14 protein-coding genes, 1 tRNA gene and 1 pseudogene are annotated in these 16,510 nt (G+C 72.8%); 4 read left to right on the top strand and 12 right to left on the bottom strand.

Annotation, left to right across the window (positions count from 1 at the left end; translation table 11 throughout):
- Positions 1 to 18: 18 nt before the first annotated feature.
- The 5 genes from H9623_RS10970 to H9623_RS10950 all read right to left on the bottom strand — a co-directional run bounded on the left by H9623_RS10970 (position 19) and on the right by H9623_RS10950 (position 3,809).
- Positions 19 to 504: a dsRBD fold-containing protein gene (locus H9623_RS10970; protein WP_193720081.1), complete on the bottom strand. Its 486-nt coding sequence runs from the start codon at positions 502 to 504 to the stop codon at positions 19 to 21.
- A 130-nt stretch (positions 505 to 634) separates the two neighbouring features.
- Positions 635 to 1,366 (bottom strand): amino acid ABC transporter ATP-binding protein, encoded by a 732-nt coding sequence (locus H9623_RS10965; RefSeq protein WP_193720080.1) that lies wholly within the window; start codon positions 1,364 to 1,366, stop codon positions 635 to 637.
- Positions 1,363 to 2,259 carry an amino acid ABC transporter permease gene (locus H9623_RS10960; protein WP_193720144.1) on the bottom strand — a complete coding sequence of 299 codons (897 nt, stop codon included), beginning with the start codon at positions 2,257 to 2,259 and terminating at the stop codon, positions 1,363 to 1,365. The genes H9623_RS10965 and H9623_RS10960 overlap by 4 nt, the downstream gene beginning before the upstream one ends.
- Before the next feature lie 43 nt (positions 2,260 to 2,302).
- A complete protein-coding gene (locus H9623_RS10955) occupies positions 2,303 to 3,163 on the bottom strand; it encodes an ABC transporter substrate-binding protein (protein ID WP_193720079.1) in 861 nt (286 codons plus the stop codon).
- A gap of 151 nt (positions 3,164 to 3,314) precedes the next feature.
- Positions 3,315 to 3,809 carry a MarR family winged helix-turn-helix transcriptional regulator gene (locus tag H9623_RS10950; protein ID WP_193720078.1) on the bottom strand — a complete coding sequence of 165 codons (495 nt, stop codon included), beginning with the start codon at positions 3,807 to 3,809 and terminating at the stop codon, positions 3,315 to 3,317.
- 111 nt (positions 3,810 to 3,920) lie between these two features.
- Between H9623_RS10950 and H9623_RS10945 the strand changes: the two genes are divergently transcribed.
- Complete coding sequence (locus H9623_RS10945; protein WP_193720077.1) at positions 3,921 to 4,544, top strand: NADPH-dependent F420 reductase; 624 nt, start codon at positions 3,921 to 3,923, stop codon at positions 4,542 to 4,544.
- Between the two features lie 73 nt (positions 4,545 to 4,617).
- Here H9623_RS10945 and H9623_RS10940 read toward each other — a convergent pair.
- The 3 genes from H9623_RS10940 to H9623_RS10930 all read right to left on the bottom strand — a co-directional run bounded on the left by H9623_RS10940 (position 4,618) and on the right by H9623_RS10930 (position 8,999).
- Positions 4,618 to 4,691 (bottom strand) — tRNA-Met (locus tag H9623_RS10940).
- Between the two features lie 81 nt (positions 4,692 to 4,772).
- A complete protein-coding gene (locus H9623_RS10935; protein ID WP_193720076.1) occupies positions 4,773 to 5,816 on the bottom strand; it encodes an aldose 1-epimerase in 1,044 nt (347 codons plus the stop codon).
- 153 nt (positions 5,817 to 5,969) lie between these two features.
- The gene (locus H9623_RS10930) at positions 5,970 to 8,999 is read right to left on the bottom strand and encodes a UPF0182 family membrane protein (RefSeq protein WP_193720075.1); all 3,030 of its coding nucleotides are present in this window, start codon (positions 8,997 to 8,999) and stop codon (positions 5,970 to 5,972) included.
- A 228-nt stretch (positions 9,000 to 9,227) separates the two neighbouring features.
- Between H9623_RS10930 and H9623_RS10925 the strand changes: the two genes are divergently transcribed.
- Positions 9,228 to 9,842 (top strand): PPA1309 family protein, encoded by a 615-nt coding sequence (locus H9623_RS10925; protein WP_227748523.1) that lies wholly within the window; start codon positions 9,228 to 9,230, stop codon positions 9,840 to 9,842.
- A 144-nt stretch (positions 9,843 to 9,986) separates the two neighbouring features.
- On the opposite strand, the gene H9623_RS10920 is transcribed toward H9623_RS10925, so the two are convergent.
- Together H9623_RS10920 and H9623_RS10915 are read right to left on the bottom strand one after the other, a co-directional pair.
- Positions 9,987 to 11,129: a YlbL family protein gene (locus tag H9623_RS10920; RefSeq protein WP_321575397.1), complete on the bottom strand. Its 1,143-nt coding sequence runs from the start codon at positions 11,127 to 11,129 to the stop codon at positions 9,987 to 9,989.
- A 152-nt stretch (positions 11,130 to 11,281) separates the two neighbouring features.
- Entirely contained in the window at positions 11,282 to 12,367 is a 1,086-nt protein-coding gene (locus H9623_RS10915) for a Rossmann-fold NAD(P)-binding domain-containing protein (protein ID WP_193720074.1), read from the bottom strand.
- Between the two features lie 69 nt (positions 12,368 to 12,436).
- On the opposite strand from H9623_RS10915, the gene H9623_RS10910 reads away from it, so the two are divergent.
- The gene (locus tag H9623_RS10910) at positions 12,437 to 13,966 is read left to right on the top strand and encodes a zinc-dependent metalloprotease (RefSeq protein ID WP_193720073.1); all 1,530 of its coding nucleotides are present in this window, start codon (positions 12,437 to 12,439) and stop codon (positions 13,964 to 13,966) included.
- 167 nt (positions 13,967 to 14,133) lie between these two features.
- Here H9623_RS10910 and H9623_RS10905 read toward each other — a convergent pair.
- Positions 14,134 to 14,727 (bottom strand): annotated as a pseudogene (locus H9623_RS10905) (SprT-like domain-containing protein); the annotation flags it as partial.
- Positions 14,728 to 14,882: 155 nt separating this feature from the next.
- Here H9623_RS10905 and H9623_RS10900 point away from each other — a divergent pair.
- The gene (locus H9623_RS10900) at positions 14,883 to 15,977 is read left to right on the top strand and encodes a ThiF family adenylyltransferase (protein WP_193720071.1); all 1,095 of its coding nucleotides are present in this window, start codon (positions 14,883 to 14,885) and stop codon (positions 15,975 to 15,977) included.
- On the opposite strand, the gene H9623_RS20010 is transcribed toward H9623_RS10900, so the two are convergent.
- Positions 15,963 to 16,400 (bottom strand): WhiB family transcriptional regulator, encoded by a 438-nt coding sequence (locus H9623_RS20010; RefSeq protein ID WP_193720070.1) that lies wholly within the window; start codon positions 16,398 to 16,400, stop codon positions 15,963 to 15,965. The genes H9623_RS10900 and H9623_RS20010 overlap by 15 nt on opposite strands.
- Positions 16,401 to 16,510 lie beyond the last annotated feature (110 nt).

Below are 16,510 nucleotides of genomic sequence, written 5' to 3'. Positions count from 1 at the left end.
GCTGATGCGTCCTGCCGGTCAGTGGTGCACGTGCGCGGGCACCCCGGTGGACCCCTCGATCTCCGCCTCCGCGATGCCGAGCAGCCGGTCGGCCAGGGCGCGCAGCGCGCGGGCCGCGGCGACGTGGTCGCCGATGGCCTCGATGCCGGTGTCGCCGGGGTCCTTGCGAGCCCTGCCCACGGCATGGAGCTCGGCCGGGACGTCTCCGACCAGGATGGCCTCCGCCGTCGTGCGTCCTTCGCTCTCCACGAGGCTGACCTGGACGTGCCACGACTTCGAGTGCACGGGAACCGTGACCTCGTGCGCCTCGGCCCCCTCGACGGGCGCACGGACCATGGTGTCGGGGCCGGGGAACACGAGAGAGCGTTCCCCCGTGTCGGCCCACTCGACCAGGTAGGGCGGCGAGCCGTCCTCGTGCTGCACCTCGACGACCATGCCGTCGCGGACCGCGCCGCCGACCACCCCTGAGGCTCGGATGATCCTGTCTCCCACCGCTGCCTTCATCGCGCACCTCCTGGCTGAGGACCTTCTTCCATCATGCGCTCGGCGGGCCGCCCGCGAAAGCGCACCGCGTGACGGCCGTACGGGGTCGCCCGGCCCGGGCGACCCGGCTCGACGCAGCCGGCGGCCCGGATCAGCGCAGCCGGCGCAGGAACTCCCGGGTGCGTTCGCGCTGCGGGTCCCTGAGGACCTGCTGGGGCGTGCCGCGCTCGTGCACGCGACCCTGGTGCAGGAACGCGACCTCGTCGGCGACCTCGCGCGCGAAGCCCATCTCGTGGGTCGCGACGAGCATGGTCACGCCCTCCGCCCGCAGGTCGGCGAGCAGGTCGAGGACCTCGCCCACGAGCTCGGGGTCGAGCGCCGAGGTGACCTCGTCGAGGAGCAGGAGCTCGGGCGAGGACACGAGCGCCCGCGCGATCGCGGCCCGCTGCTGCTCGCCGCCGCTGAGCTGGTCGGGGTAGGCCGTCATGCGGTGCGCGAGGCCGACACGGCGCAGCATGGCCTCGGCGGCGGCCTCCGCCTCGGCGCGACCGCGCTTGTGCACGAGGCGGGGCGCGAGGGTCACGTTGTCCATGACCTTCATGTGCGGGAACAGGTTGTACGACTGGAAGACGAGCCCCATGCGGGCCCGGACGGCGTTCGCGTCCAGGCGCGGGTCGGCCACGTCCTGCCCGTCGAGCAGGATCTCGCCGTCGTCGATCTCCTCGAGGAGGTTCACGACGCGCAGCAGCGTCGACTTGCCCGAGCCCGACGCCCCGACGAGCACGACGCAGCGGTGCTCGTCGACGTCGAGGTCGATCCCGTCGAGGACCAGGCGCTCGCCGTACGTCTTGCGGATCCCGCGCAGCGACAGCAGGTGGCTCATCGGATGGCCCCCGCGCCGCTCACGGTCGCGAGCGACCCGCGCCAGCCCTGGCGTGCCGAGTAGACGTCGACCACGCGCGTGAGCGGGATCGAGACGAGCAGGAACAGGACGCCCGCCACGACGTAGGGCGTGAAGTTGTAGCTGCCCGAGGCCGCGATCTGCGCGGCCCGGATCGCGTCCACCGCGCCCAGGATCGAGATGAGCCCCGAGTCCTTCTGGAGCGAGACGAGGTTGCTCGCGAGCGGTGCCGTCACGTGCCGCACGGCCTGGGGCAGGACGACCCTGCGGGTCGTCTGGGCCCGCGTCAGCCCGAGCGAGCGGGCGGCCGAGACCTGCGAGGGGTGCACCGACTCGATCCCGGCCCGGAACACCTCGGCCAGGTAGGCGGTGTACGTGAGGATGATCGCGAGCGCGCCGAGGAAGGCCCCGGAGGTCGGCAACCACTCGAGGCGCAGCGCCGGCAGGCCGAACCCGACGAGCAGGAGCACCAGGAGCAGCGGCACACCGCGGAACACGTCGACGTACGCGACCGCGAACGCGCGCAGCGGGAACAGGGCCGGGACGCGGCTCGTGCGGATCACGGCGAGCGTCATCCCGAGCACGACGCCGATCACCGACGCCACGACCCACACGCGCAGGTTGAGCCACAGGCCCTCGGCGATCGCGGGCAGCGAGTCCCACGCGCTCTGCGGGGAGAAGAACGCGTCGCGCGTGCGCTCCCAGCCGGGGGCCGTGGTCACCACGACGTACAGCACCACGACCACGAGCACGGTCGAGAGCGCGGAGACCCACGCGGCCCGACGGCGTCGCGCACGCCGGTAGGAGTCCCTCGCCACCGCGAGCGGTGACGGGGTCCAGCCCGCGCTCGCGGGGCGAGCGCCGTCGTCGGGCAAGCCGTCGTCCGCCGGTGCGACGCCCGGCGCGCCCCCGCTCACCTCAGCCCAGCTCGGGGATGTCGTCCGACTTGAGCCACGTCGTGCGCAGCTCGGCGAGCGTGCCGTCCTCCTCGAGCGAGTCGACCGCGGCCGAGACGCAGTCCGTGAGGACCGAGCCCAGGTCGAGGACCAGACCGTACTGCTCGACCGTGCCCTGGTCCGGCAGCGTGCCCACGACCACGGAGTCGGGGAAGTACTCGGTCGAGGCCGCGACGCCCTGGTCGACGTCCATGATCATCACGTCGATCGTGCCGGACTGCAGGGCCGTCATGCCGTCACCGGCACCGTTGAACGGGACGAGGTTCGCGTCCTCCCCGAACGCGGCCTTGGCGAGCGTGAGGCTCGTCTGGGCCGCCGTGACGCCGATGCGCAGGTCCTTGAGCTCGTCGAGCGTGGTGGCGCCCGCGTACGGGCCGGCCTCCTGCACGATCACGCCCTGGCGGGTCGTGAGGTACGGGCTGGAGAAGTCGACGGCCTGGCGACGCTCGTCCGAGATGGACGTCTGCCACGCCGCGAAGTCGAAGTCCTTGATGCTGGGGCTGACGATCTGCTCGAACGTCACGTGCTTCCACTCGACGTCGTCGGCGGCGTAGCCCAGGCGGTCGGCGACCTCGTAGACGAGCGCGGACTCGAAGCCCTCGCCGCTGTCGTGCTCGCCGATGTACCAGGGCGAGTACGCGTCGCCGGCCGCGACCGTCAGCGTGCCGTCCGTGCGCGTGGGCAGGGCGCCCGGCTCGCACTGTGCCGAGGCCCCGGTCCCGGCCGAGCCGGCGTCGGTCGAGGAGTCGTCGGTAGAGCAGCCCGCGAGGAGCAGGGCGGTCGAGACGGCTGCGACGGGCAGCACGGCGTTCAGGCGGCGCATGAGGACCTTCCGGGGGTCAGGGAGGGCGGCGAGGGGGCGCCGGCTGCCGCGGGTGCGCGTGCTGCCGGGACCCGCACCGACTCTACGCCGGTCCCGAGCGGTGAGACCCGGGTGCTCGCGACCGTGAGACGGTGGATCGCGTCACACCGGCTCAGTCCTCGGGCAGGTGGAGAGCGTCGAGGCGCCCTTCGGTGTCGAGCGACTCGAGGATCGAGCGCGCGATCTGGTCGAGCTGGTCGACCTGCTCCGGGGTGAGGCGGTCGATGATGTGCTCACGCACCGTCCCGACGTGGCCGGGGGCCGTCGCGACGACCTTCTGCCAGCCCGCGTCGGTCAGGACTGCGAGCGTCGCACGACGGTCCTCGGGGCAGGGCGTGCGCTCGACGTACCCGCGCCCCTCGAGGCGCTTCACGACGTGCGAGAGCCGCGGCAGGGTCGCGTTGGTCTTGAGCGCGAGGTCCGTCATGCGCAGCGTGCGGCCCTCCGCCTCGGAGAGCATCGCGAGCACGAGGTACTCGAAGTGGGTGAGCTGCGCGTCGCGCTGGAGCTGGGCGTCGAGCACCCCGGGGAGGAGCTCGGAGACGGCCTGGAGGCGCATCCAGGTCCGCAGCTCGCGGGGGGAGAGCCATCGCACGTCGTCGGTCATGGGACCAGTCTACCGGCAATGGTTGACACGACAACTAAGCGGGTCTACGTTAGTTGTATCAACAACCAATCGCGACGGGCTCCGGCCGGCGTCGCAGACCCGGAGGACCTCATGACCAGCATCACGATCATCGGCGCAGGGAACATCGCAGCAGGAGTGGCACGCATCGGCCTCGACGCCGGCGCCCAGGTCCAGGTGCTGGCGCGCGACGCCGAGAAGGCCGCAGCCCTCGGCTCGGGCGAGTCGTTCACCTCGGGCGTCGTCGGCGACGAGATCACGGGCGAGCTCGTCGTCCTCGCCCTCCCCTACCCGGCCGTGCCCGAGGTCCTGGCGCAGTACGCCGGCCGGCTCGACGGCAAGGTCCTGGTCGACCCGACCAACCCCGTCGACTTCGCGACGTTCGACTCCCTCGTCGTGCCCGCCGACTCCTCGGCCGCCGCCCAGATCGCCGCGCTCGCCCCGACCACCAAGGTCGTCAAGGCGTTCAACACGAACTTCGCCTCGACCCTCGCGAGCGGCAAGGTCGCCGACCAGTCGACCACGGTCCTGGTCGCAGGCGACGACAACGACGCCAAGGCGACGCTCGTCGACCTCGTCCGCGCGGGCGGCCTCAAGGGCGTCGACGCCGGCTCCCTCAAGCGGGCCCGCGAGCTCGAGGCCCTCGGGTTCGTGCAGATGACCCTCGCCGGCTCCGGCGCCACCCAGTGGACGACCGGCTTCACGCTCGCCGACTGACGCAGCACCCCGTCCCCGACGGGGAATGACGAAGGCCCGGTTCAGCATTCCTGCTGAACCGGGCCTTCCTGAGTAGCGGGGGCAGGATTTGAACCTGCGACCTCTGGGTTATGAGCCCAGCGAGCTACCGAGCTGCTCCACCCCGCGTCGGTGAACACCACCTTACGTGAGTTGGGCCGAGGCGCCAAATCGGGCGCCTCGCCGACGCGCCGGGCGCGGCCCGGCGCGTCAGGGCCGCGGCTCGACGACCCCGAGCCCGAACCGGAACACCCGCTCCTCGCCCGGCTCGAGCCGCACGTCCTGGGCACAGTCTGCGCGGTTGAACGCGTTCGTGAGGGTCTCGACGGGTTCGAGGGCGATGGCGGCACGTGCCCGCTCGCCGAGCCCGTCGCCCGTGTAGACGTGCATGGCGCCGCGCTCCTGCCACGCCTCGAGGCCGGCGCCCGTCGCCGGGTCGAGGACGCGGGTGCGCGCCCGCCCGTCGGCGTCGGGGACGAGGTCCGTGAACGCGGTGTCGAGGCACGTCCCGTCGAGCGGCACCGGCCCGACGGCGCCACGCGCCACCCGGGCCGCCTCGCCGTCGAGCGGGATCATGCGGGCGTCCGTCGCGACCGTCGCGCGGGCGGGGACGTGCAGCTCCAGGCCGTCGACCGTGTCGTGGCCGGGGACCCGAAGGTACGGGTGCCACCCCGCGGCGACCGGGGCCGCTCGGAGACCCACGTTGCTGAAGGACCAGGTGACGTCGAGGGTCCTCTCGGTCAGCTCGAAGCGGATGCGGGTCTCGAGGTCGAACGGGTAGCCGGCGACGTCGGCGGCCCCGATACCGACCCCGAGGGTCAGGACGACCGGGTCCGCGACGCCCGACCCCTGGTCGCCGGACCCTGCCGCCTCGGCCATGATCTCCCAGTCGAGGAGCCGCGCGAACCCGTGCATGGTCTGGGGCTCTCCCGGGGCGACGGGCGGGACGTGGTGCGTGACGCCGTCGAACACGAAGGTGCCGTCCGCGACGCGGTTGGTGAACGGGAACATCAGCCCGGACCGCGTCGCGTCCTGGGCGAGCAGCGCGCGCTCGCTCGTGTAGCCGTCGACGAGGTCGGCGATGCCCTGCGGCGCGGAGCGCGGCCCCCAGGGCGCCCTCCAGGCCAGGACCGTCGCACCGCGCAGGGCGACCACGAGCTCGGCGCCCGACGGGTGGGCGAGCGTCACCGTCGGCAGCGCGCCGAGCGTTCCCTCGACGATGTAAGCGTTGCTGCAAACGGTTGCACTGGTCATGAGGCCCCATGTTTGCCTGCCGCACCGCAAATGACAACCTGACCGACCCCGCCCCTGCCCGAGACGACGGACGCCGCCCCCGACCCTCAGGTCAGGAGCGGCGTCCGTCGTCGACCCCTGGTCACCCCAGGGGCGACCACCAGGTCACCCGTGTCACGGGGTCGCGGTGCCCAGCGACTCCTCGGCCGCGATCGCCGTCTCGAGCGCGGACTGCAGACGTTCCTGCGCCTCGCCGTAGGCGGCGAAGTCACCGTCGGCGAGAGCCGTCTGGCCGTCCTTGATCGCCTGGTTGGCGGCCTGGAGCGCCTGGTCGAGCTGCGCGCGCGCCTCGGGGTTCTCCGTACCGGTGCCGGGCGTCGTCGTGCCCGTCCCCGGGTCGGTGCCGGTGTCGCCGGTGCCCTCGTCGGGAGGCGTGACCGTCTCGTCCGTCGGGATCTCCGGCAGGACCTCGCCACCGGCATCCCCGGCATTGGCACCCGACTCGCCGCCGAAGACCTGGTTGAGCGCCTCGTCGAGCGTGTCGGCGAACCCGACCTGGTCGCCGAAGCTGACCAGCACCTTGCGCAGGAGCGGGAACTTGGTCCCCTCCGACGCCTGGACGTACACGGGCTGCACGTAGAGCAGACCGCCGCCCACCGGGAGCGTGAGCAGGTTGCCGTGGATCACGGTCGAGTTGCCGCGGCTGAGGATGTTCAGCTCGTTGGACACCGTGGGGTCCGAGTCGAACGTGTTCTGCACCTGCCCCGGTCCGGGGACCGTGGCGTTGCGCGGCAGCTCGAGGAGCCTGAGCTTGCCGTACGACTCGGCCTTGACGCCGGCGGTGCTCCCGGCCTCCGCGTCCACCGCGAGGAACCCGGTCAGGATCTCTCGGTCGGAGTTGCCACCCGGGATGAACGTCGTCATGAGGGAGAACGCGGGGTCCTCCTGACCGGGCATCTGCAGCGTCAGGTAGTACGGCGGCTGGTACGGCTTGGTGCCGGTCCCGCGGACCGTGGGGTCGCGCGGGACGTTCCAGAAGTCCTGACCGGAGAAGAACTCGCGGGCGTCGTCCACGTGGTAGCTCGTGAGCAGCGCGCGCTGGACCTTGAACATGTCCTCGGGGTAGCGCAGGTGGCTCATGAGGTCGCCGCTGATCTCGGAGATCGGCTTGAGCGACGTCGGGAACACGTTGTCCCACGCCTGGAGGATGGGGTCCTCGGTGTCCCACGCGTACAGGTCGACCGAACCGTCGTAGGCGTCGACCGTGGCCTTGACCGAGTTGCGGATGTAGTTGACCTGCTGCGGCGCGAGCGCCGCGACCGACTGCGAGTTGACCGTCAGGGTGTCCTGGGTCGCCTCGTCGAGCGGGCGCGAGGCCGAGTACGGGTAGGAGTTCGTCGTGGTGTAGCCGTCGACGATCCACTTGACCCGACCGTCCACGACGGCGGGGTACACCTTGCCGTCGAGCGTCAGGTACGGCGCGACCTTGGCGACGCGGTCGCGCGGCGACCGGTCGTAGAGGATCTGCGACTCGTCCGTGACACGGTCCGAGAACAGGATCTGCTCCGAGCCGAACTTCAGGGCGTAGAGCAGCTTGTTGCCGAACGACCCGACGCTCGGGCCCGCGACGGCCCCGTCCTCGGCACCGAACGTGTTGTTGACCTGGCCACCGGCCTCGTCGTCCGGGTAGTCGAACTCCCACGGCTTGGTGCCGTCCGGGGCCCCGACGATCGAGTACTGGGTCGAGTCCGGGCTGAAGTAGATGCGCGGCTCGTACTCGGGCAGCGAACCGACCGACGGGATGTCGCCCTCGTAGAACGCGGGCTGGCCGCCCGGGCCGATCTGGTTGCCGTACGCGGCCACCACGCCGTACCCGTGCGTGTAGACCGTGTGGTCGTTGACCCAGTTGCGCTGGCTCGCGCCCAGGCCCTCGAGGTTGAGCTCACGGACCGCGATCACGGTGTCGCGGCTCTGACCGTCGATCATGTACCGGTCGACCGAGAGGGTCTCCTGGAAGTTGTAGTACTGCTTGTTCTGCTGGAGCTGGCGGAACGTCGGGCTGACGATCTGCGGGTCGAGCAGGCGGATGGACGCCGTGGTGTCGGCGTCCGCGCGCAGCGCCCCGGCCTCGGCCTGGGTCTTCGCGTCGTAGTTGGACGCCTCGACGCCGTCCAGCCCGAACGCGGTCTTGGTCGCGTCGATGTTCCGCTGGATGTACTCGGCCTCGAACTCCTGCGCGTTCGGGTTGACCTGGAAACGCTGGACGACGGCCGGGTAGATCCCGCCGATCGCGATCGCGGAGACGACCATGAGGCCCACGCCGATCGCGGGCATGCGCCAGTTCCCGCGGATCGCGGTCACGACGAACAGCAGCGCCACCAGGATCGCGACGCCGGTCAGGATCGCCTTCGACGGGATCACGGCGTTGACGTCGGCGTACGAGGCACCGTCGAACTTGTCACCCGTCGTGGTCAGGAGCGAGTACCGGTCGAGCCAGTAGTTGGCGCCGATGAGCAGCATGAGCACCGCGGCCGTGACCGAGAGCTGCACGCGTGCAGCCTGCGTGGTGCGCGGCCCGCTGCCGGGACCGCCGCCGATGCGCAGCCCGCCGTACAGGTAGTGGGTCGCGAGCGCGCCGATGCCGGCGATGACGACGGCCGCCATGAGGAAGCCGACGGCGAAGCGCAGCACGGGCAGCGTGAAGACGAAGAACGAGATGTCCAGGCCCCACTGCGGGTCCTTGGTCCCGAACGGCACCGAGTTCAGGGCCAGCAGCACCGTGCTCCACTGCGAGGACGCGGCCGCCCCCGCGAAGAAGCCGATGAGCGCGGGGCCCGCGATCGTCACGACCTTGCGCAACGGCTCGATGGCCTCGCGGTACTGGTCGAGGGTGGCCTGCTCGGGCGTCGAGGGCGCGTAGATGGGGCGCGACCTGTACGCGAGCGAGAGCGACAGGAAGACGAGCCCTCCCATCACCAGGAAGCCCCCGACGAACAGCGCCGCGCGGGTCCCCCACTCGGTCCACAGGACGTCCTCGAAGCCCAGCTGGGTGAACCAGAGGACCTCGGTCCAGAACTGCGCGAGCAGGAACAGGAGGAGGACGAGAGCGGCCACGACGGCAACGGCAATGCCGAGCGGGCTGCGTCGTCGGTGAGAGCCGGCCTCGCGCCCTGCGGGGCGTTTCGGCGCTGCGGCGAATGACACGGTGGGCTTACCTCTTTGCGTTCGGTCGAGCGTCAGGTCGTCGGGCGTCGGTGCCAGTCCCGGCCGGGCCCGGTGACCACCGGATTCAAAGGCGGTCCACAGTCTCGACAGGGTCAGGCCACAGGCCGTCCATCTCGTCAACGGCCCACAGCGGTTCCAGGTTCCCACACGTCCCCGGACGGGACCTGCCGACTGCCCCGACGCCGTCGGGCCTGACATGCTGGGGACATGGCAGACACCACCTCCCCCGCACCCGACCAGCCCGCACCGAGCACGTCCGGTGCCGCCGACGACGCCCCCGCACCGATCGTCCCCCTCGCCCAGCTCGCCCTCGCCGACGCCGTGCGCGACGTCGAGGCGCACGTCGCGGCCGACGGCTGGGACGCTCCCCCGCGCGTCTTCGCGCTGGTCCGCACGGCCGACGCGATGGCCGCCGACCCGAGCCTGGCCGACCGCCTCCCGCCCGAGGTCGTGACCGCGGCGCGCGGCATCCCCGACCACCTGGTCTCGGTCGAGCAGGAGGGTCTGCCCGACGTCGACACGCTCGAGGACCTGCTCGCCGGGATCTCCTGGCCGGACACGGTCGACGGCGCCGCGATCGTCGCCGAGCGCGTCATCCTCCCGCCCTCGGCCGAGGAGGGGCTGCCGAGCGACCCCGCGGCCGCGCTCGCCTACCTGTCCTCGCACCCGGACCGTCAGGACGTGCGCCTCGCGGTCGGGGTCCTGCGCGACGGCACGCCCTGGTGCGCGGTGCGCACGCGTACCGACGACGGTGGCGACGTCGCGTTCGGCCCGGACCTGGTCCCCGGCCTGATCGAGGGGTTGCGCGCGACGTTCGAGTAACCCGTCACCCCGGGGCGCCTGCCACCCCGGGCGGCACCGGCGCGCGCAGGCGCACAGTGCCGACGTGCATGACGGGTGAGGGGCCGGACGACCACGTAGTCCGGCCCCTCGCGTCGTGCCCGCTCCCCGGCACCGCCGGGACGTTCAGGGCGTGCAGGTCGGCAGGCTCTCGCCCTTGCCCTCGCCGATCGCGACCATCGCGTCGCGGGCCTCGTCGAGCGTCGAGACCTTGACGACGTGCAGGCCCTCGGGCACGTTCCCGACGACCTCGGCACAGTTCGCCTCGGGCGCGAGGAACCACGAGGCACCGTCCCGCAGGGCACCGTAGAGCTTCTGCTGGATGCCGCCGATGGGCCCCACGTCCCCCTCGACGCTCATGGTCCCGGTCCCGGCGATGACCTCGCCGTTCGCCTCGTCCTCGGGCGTGAGCCGGTCGATGATGCCGAGCGCGAACATGGTGCCCGCGCTGGGGCCGCCGATGTCCTCGATCTGGATCTTCACGTCGATCGGCAGATCGAACGCCGGGTCGATGAAGACCCCGAGGATCGCCTTGCCGTCGGCCTCCTGCGTCGTGATCGTCAGGTCCTCGGTCTCGCCGCCGCGCTCGACCCCCAGGACGACGTCGTCGCCCGGCGTGACGGTCGCGAGCTCGTCGATGAGGTCCTGGTACGTCACGACGTCCTTGCCGTTGACGGTCGTGATGACGTCGCCGGCCTCGACGACGCCCTCCGCGCCCGTGCCCTGGGCGGCGCCCTGGATCGTGAGCGTCGCGGGCACCTCGTAACCCAGCTCGGTCAGCGCGGCGACGGTCGCGGTCTCCTGCGAGGAGACCATCTCCTGCTGGCTCTCCTGCTCGGACTGCTCCTGGGTCACGTCGCGCGGGAACGTCTCCTCGACGGGCCGCACCGAGTGCGACTGCTCGGCCCACCCGTCGATGACCTGCACGAAGTTCGCGGGGTAGCCCGGACCGCCCGCGACCGACACGGTCGTGAGCAGGAGCTCGCCGGTCGAGTCGTAGGTCTCGGCGCCCTCGATCTGGATGAGGTCCTGGTCGTGCTGCGCGCCGAGCGTGTCCTGGGTGGGGCCCGGCGAGCGCACGACGTAGGGCGCGGGCATGACGGCGAGGCCCGCGACCAGGAGGGTCGTGGCCAGCACGGAGATGCCGAGCGTGAGCGAGCGGCGCGTCACGGGCGGCGGCGTGTAGTCCTCGTCGTCCGGCGCCGGGCCGAACGGGTCGGCGCCGACCGCGGGGTCGTGCGGTTCTCGGGGGGCGAACGGTTCTGTCACGTCGCTATCATCCCCGAGAATCCTGGACGTTCGCTGGCGGTCCGCCGGGAGGAACCTGCTCCGGCCCGATGGCGCCGCTCCCGCAGGCGATCGGGTCACCCGTCGCGCGCCGTCCGGGGCCCCACGGACCCGGGACCTCGCGCACGGGCGCGTCACCGCCGTCGGGCCTGGCGCCAGATCGCCGCCGTGCCCAGGAGCGCGACCGCGGCCCCCGCCGCGCCGAGCGCCGCCGCGTCCCGGCCCCCCACCCGGCGCCCGACCAGCGCGATCCGCCCGCGTACCTCCGTCATGAGGACGTCGACGCCCTGCGCGCTCGACCACACGGGCTCCCAGCCGGCCGCGTGCAGGCCGCGCGCGGTGACCGTCCACGGGTGCACCACGTACGCGAGGTCGCTCGCCGGGGAGGGCAGGACCCCCACGCGGTGCAACCGTTCGGCGGCGCCGAACGCGGTCGCCGCGGGCAGCGTCACGGTCGCGAGCCCGGTCCGCTCGGCGAGCTCGGCGGGCAGCACGACGTCCGGCTCGCCGTCCACGAGGGGCCCGACCGTGAACGCCCCCGACAGGCCCCGGGCGGCGGCGACGCGGACGGCCGACGCGAGGTCGTCGGTGTGCAGCAGCTGCCAGGGCCGGTCGCTGCCCTTGACCGTGAGGAGCCGCGGGGCCTCGAAGTGCCGGGTCAGGATCGTGTCGACGCCCGGCCCGACGACCATCGCGGGGCGCAGGACCGCGAGCCGGACCTGCGACCGTCCCGTCGGCGCGTCGCCGGGAGACGTGGGAGGGGCACCGGCCGACGCGTCGCCGAGCTCCTCGACGAGCGCCTCCTCGAACGCGACCAGGTCGGCGACGAACCCCGCCGCGTCGGGCGAGACCGGGTCGCCGTCCTCGATGTCCGGACGGTCGGCGCTCGCCCCGTGCACCGTCGCGGACGTCACGGCCACCACCTGCTCGACGCCGTGCTGCACCGCGGCCCGCGCGACGCGCCGCGCCTGCTCGACGAGGTGCGCCTGCCGTGGCACGCCCTTGACCACCTTGACGCCGAACTCGCCGGCGGGAGCCACCACCACGAGAACCCGGGCACCGTCGAGCCACGGGGCCGACAGGTCGTTCGCCTCGGCCGGCGCGTTCTCGGGCCCGCGCCCGCCCAGCGCCTCGCGCAGGACCGCGGCGACACGCCCCTCGCCCACGACGACGATCACCTCGTCGGCGCTGCGCCGTGAGCGAACCAGGCCCTCCGACATGCCTCGGCCCCCTCGTCCGTCCGTGAATGTGGTTACGGTGATTCCTGACGCTATCCCGAGGAGACCCCGATGAGCAGCCAACCGCCCGACGAGTTCGCCTCCGGCGCGGGCGACCAGCCCGACGCGCAGTGGGAAGAGCTCCTGCGTTCCATGTTCGGCGCGGACGCCGACGAGGCCCTGCGCGAGCTGCGGGCCCGCGGCCTCGACCCTGCCGCGCTGGCTGCCGGCAGCGGCCTGAGCAACGATCCTGCCACCATGAAGCACGTCCTCGCGCAGGTGCAGCGCCTCCTCGCGACCTCGGGCGACGGCCCGGTGAACACCGACGTGGCCCACGACATCGCTCGGCAGGTCGCCGTCGCCGAGGGCGACCCGTCCCTCACGCCCACGGAGGTCCGCGCGGCGACCGAGGCCCTGTCGGTGGCCGAGCTGTGGCTCGACGCCGTGACGGACCTCCCGCCCGCAGGCGGCAAGCGCTATGCCTGGAGCCGTTCGGAGTGGGTCGAGAAGACGCTCCCGGCCTGGAACGCGCTCGCGGCGCCCGTCGCCGCGTCGGTCGCGGACGCCCTGTCGACCGTGCTGCGCGACCAGCTCCCGGGCGGGGGCGACGGGCCCGACGCCGGGTTCGCCATCCCCGGGCTCCCCGCGGGAGCCCTCGGGATGGACTTCGACCCCGCGCAGATGATGCGACGCCTCGGGTCCGCCGTCTTCGGCATGCAGATCGGCCAGGCCACGGGAACCATGTCGCGCGAGGTCTTCGGGAGCACGGACATCGGTCTGCCTCTGCTCGACGAGCCCGCGACGGCCCTCCTGCCCACGAACGTCGCTGCCTTCGCCGAGGGCCTCGACGCTCCCGTCGAGGAGGTCCGGTACTTCCTCGCGCTGCGCGAGGCGGCGCACGCCCGCCTCTTCACGCACGTGAGCTGGCTCCGCGCCCACCTGCTCGGGCTGGTCGAGGCCTACGCCCGGGGCATCACGATCGACCTCGAGGCGCTCGAGTCCCAGCTCTCCGACATCGACGTGACCGACACCGGGGCGCTCCAGCAGGCCCTGTCGGGCGGCGTGTTCGGGCTGCAGAACACGGACGAGCAGAAGGCGACGCTGCTGCGCCTCGAGACCGCCCTCGCCCTGGTCGAGGGCTGGGTCGACGAGGTCAGCGCCCAGGCCGCGCTCCCCCACCTGCCCCACGCCGTGCCGCTGCGCGAGATGCTGCGCCGTCGGCGGGCCGCGGGTGGGCCGGCCGAGCAGATCTTCTCGACGCTCGTGGGGCTGGAGCTGCGTCCCCGCCGCTCGCGCGACGCGGCGACGCTCTGGGCCCTGATCGCGGCACAGGGCGGACCCGATGCGCGCGACCACGTGTGGGACCACCCGGACCTGCTGCCCAGCCCGCTCGACCTCGACGACCCGGCCGGCTACCAGACCCGCCGGGCCGAGGTCACGGAGGAGCAGAGCGAGCTGGACAAGGCCCTCGCCGACATCTTCAGCGAGGCGGCCGACGCCGGGGACGCTCCCGACGCAGAGCCGTCGGACGGCGACACCGACCGCGACGCCGAGGGCGGACCGACCGAGGGCACCGAGCCCGGCGCTCCGGCCCGCGACTAGCGGGCGGGTTCCCTCTCCGGGCCCTGCACGACCCGCCTGGCCGGCACGGCGTGCCGGTCGGGCGTGGGTTCGGCAGCGGGTTCCTGGGACGGGGCCGTCGAGGCGCCCGGCTCCGCGGGGACCGTCGGGTGCGCCTCGATCTCGACGTGCGGCGGGGCGTCCTGGACGTCGTCGGGAGAGTCGGGGGTCTCCGCCGACCCGCCGTCGCGGCTGAACGACACCCCCTCGAGGAAGCCCTTGGCCCGCTCCGTGCGGGGGTACGCCTCGAGCAGCGCCCAGAACCCGGGGCCGTGCCCGGCGTGCAGCAGGTGCGCGAGCTCGTGCAGCAGCACGTAGTCGAGCACCCACTCGGGCATGCCCTGCACGCGGGTCGAGATACGGATGCTGCCGTCGATCAGGGTGCACGACCCCCAGCGGCGTCCTTGGTTGCTCGACCAGCGCACGCTGGTGGGACGCGCCCTGCCGTCGAGGTACTTGGCCGACAGCTCGGTCGCCCGGGCGACGAGCTGGTCGTCGGACGGCCGACGACGGCGCTCCTTGTCGGCGAGCCGGTCCAGCATCCGTTGGACCCACTCGCGCTCCTGGGCGCGCGTGAAGCGCGCGGGGATCGACACGATCGTGCGTTCCCCGTCGCGGTAGGCGCTGACCGTGCTCTTGCGTCGACGGCTCCGGCGCACCTCGACGTATGTCTCGGCGCTCTGCGCGGCGCCCCGCTCGGCTTCGTAGGCCACGGCACAGACGGTAGTGGGTCGACGTGACATATGCCATAGACCACGCCGAGATTTGCCCCACATGCGTGCGAGAAATCGTCGAGAACTGGTCAAGTCCTGGCGACGGATCACGGTGCTGTGGAGAACCGTCGCGACGGACCACCGCGCTCCAGACTGGTCGGACAGCGACCAGCCGAGGAGAGCCCATGGACGACCCGCCCACCTTTCCCGTCCGCCTGCGTCCCGGCACTGTCGTGCTCCGCCGCGGACCGGGCGAGCTGCAGTACGGCACGGACACGAGGTGGAGCGTGATCCTGAGCGGGCTCGGCGAGCACGAGGCGACGTGGCTCCTCGACCACCACCGTTCCGCCCGCCCGCTCCTGCACGCCCCGCCGCCCCGGTACGGCATCTCGCCCGGGCGCCAGCAGGCCATCGTGCGGCACCTGCACGAGGCGCTCCTCGTCGTCGGGCCGCCCGGGCGGGACTCCCACGCCATCACCGCCACCGCGCGAGGCGGGGCCGACGCCCCGACGCTCGCGCTCCTGCGCCCCGACGGCGACGGGCGGGCGACGCTCACGCTCCGCGCACGGGCGAGCGTCGGGATCGAGGGGCTGGGACGGTTGGGGGCGGGGGTGGCGGTCGTGCTCGCCACGGCGGGCGTGGGCACGCTCCTGCTCGACGACGCCGCACCGGTCCAGGCGACGGACGTCGGGCTCGGCGGCTATCGCGCCCGCGACGTGGGGCGGCCGCGCGGCGAGTCCGCGGTACGTCTGCTGGCGGACCTCGCTCCCGAGGTGCGGTGCCGGACGGTCGAGAGCTCGCGCTGGGTGTCCCCCCACCCTGCTCGGCCCGACGTGGTGGTCGTCGTCGAGCACCGTGCACTACGACCCGAGCGGTACGGGCGGCTCACGGGGGACGGCACCCCGCACCTACCGGTCGTGGTGCGAGAGGCTGACATGGTGGTCGGACCGTTCGTCCGACCAGGGCGGACGCCGTGCGTCCGGTGCGTCGAGGGGCATCGCGCCGACCTCGACCCGCAGTGGCCGCAGCTCGCGGACCAGCTCCGGGAACCTCAGCGGGAGCCGCTCGACGTCGAGGAGACCACGCTGGCAGCGGTCGGCGCGGCGATCACCGCGAGCCAGGTGCTCGCGCACCTGGACGGGCTGACACCCCGCGCAGCCACGGCCTGCATCGAGATCGCTGTTCCCGATGCCGTACCGAGGCTGCGCGAGGTGGTGAGCCACCCGCGGTGCGGGTGCTCGGACCTGACGGTCGCGGCAGCCACGTCAGGCCGCCGATGACGCGGAGACCGAGGCCTCCGGCTCGCCGGCCGCCGCACGGGCGGCCTGCTCCTCCGCCTGGCGGGCGAGGACCTCGGCCTTGCTCGGCCGACCACGCCCACGCTTGCGGGCGACGACGGCTCCGTCGACGAAGACCTCGCCGCCCCAGACGCCCCAGGGCTCCTGACGCTCGATCGCGCCCGCCAGGCAGCCGGCCACGAGCGGGCAGCCCTGGCACAGGGCCTTGGCCTGCTCGACCTGCGTCGACTGCTCGGCGAACCAGAGCTCGGGGTCGTTCGTGCGGCAGGGAAGGATCCCGGCGAGCAGCCGGTCGAACTCCGCGGCGTCCGATGAACCGAGAGGGGTGGTGAGGGGTTGGTGGGGAGTCCAGGGCCCGGATCCGCCCTGGGCAGTGATGTTGTCGAGCAGCGCGGTGAGCCGCACGATGTCCTCCAGTGATGTCCTGATTGCGTGTGAACTTCTTTGTCACAGGACCCGCAGTTGGTGCTCGCGTCCGGGGTGATGGACGGCTGACCGGGAAGACGATCGCATTC

Source organism: Oerskovia douganii, assembly GCF_015142735.1.
Classification (GTDB): domain Bacteria; phylum Actinomycetota; class Actinomycetes; order Actinomycetales; family Cellulomonadaceae; genus Oerskovia; species Oerskovia douganii.
This window is presented reverse-complemented; position numbering and strand designations above follow the sequence as displayed.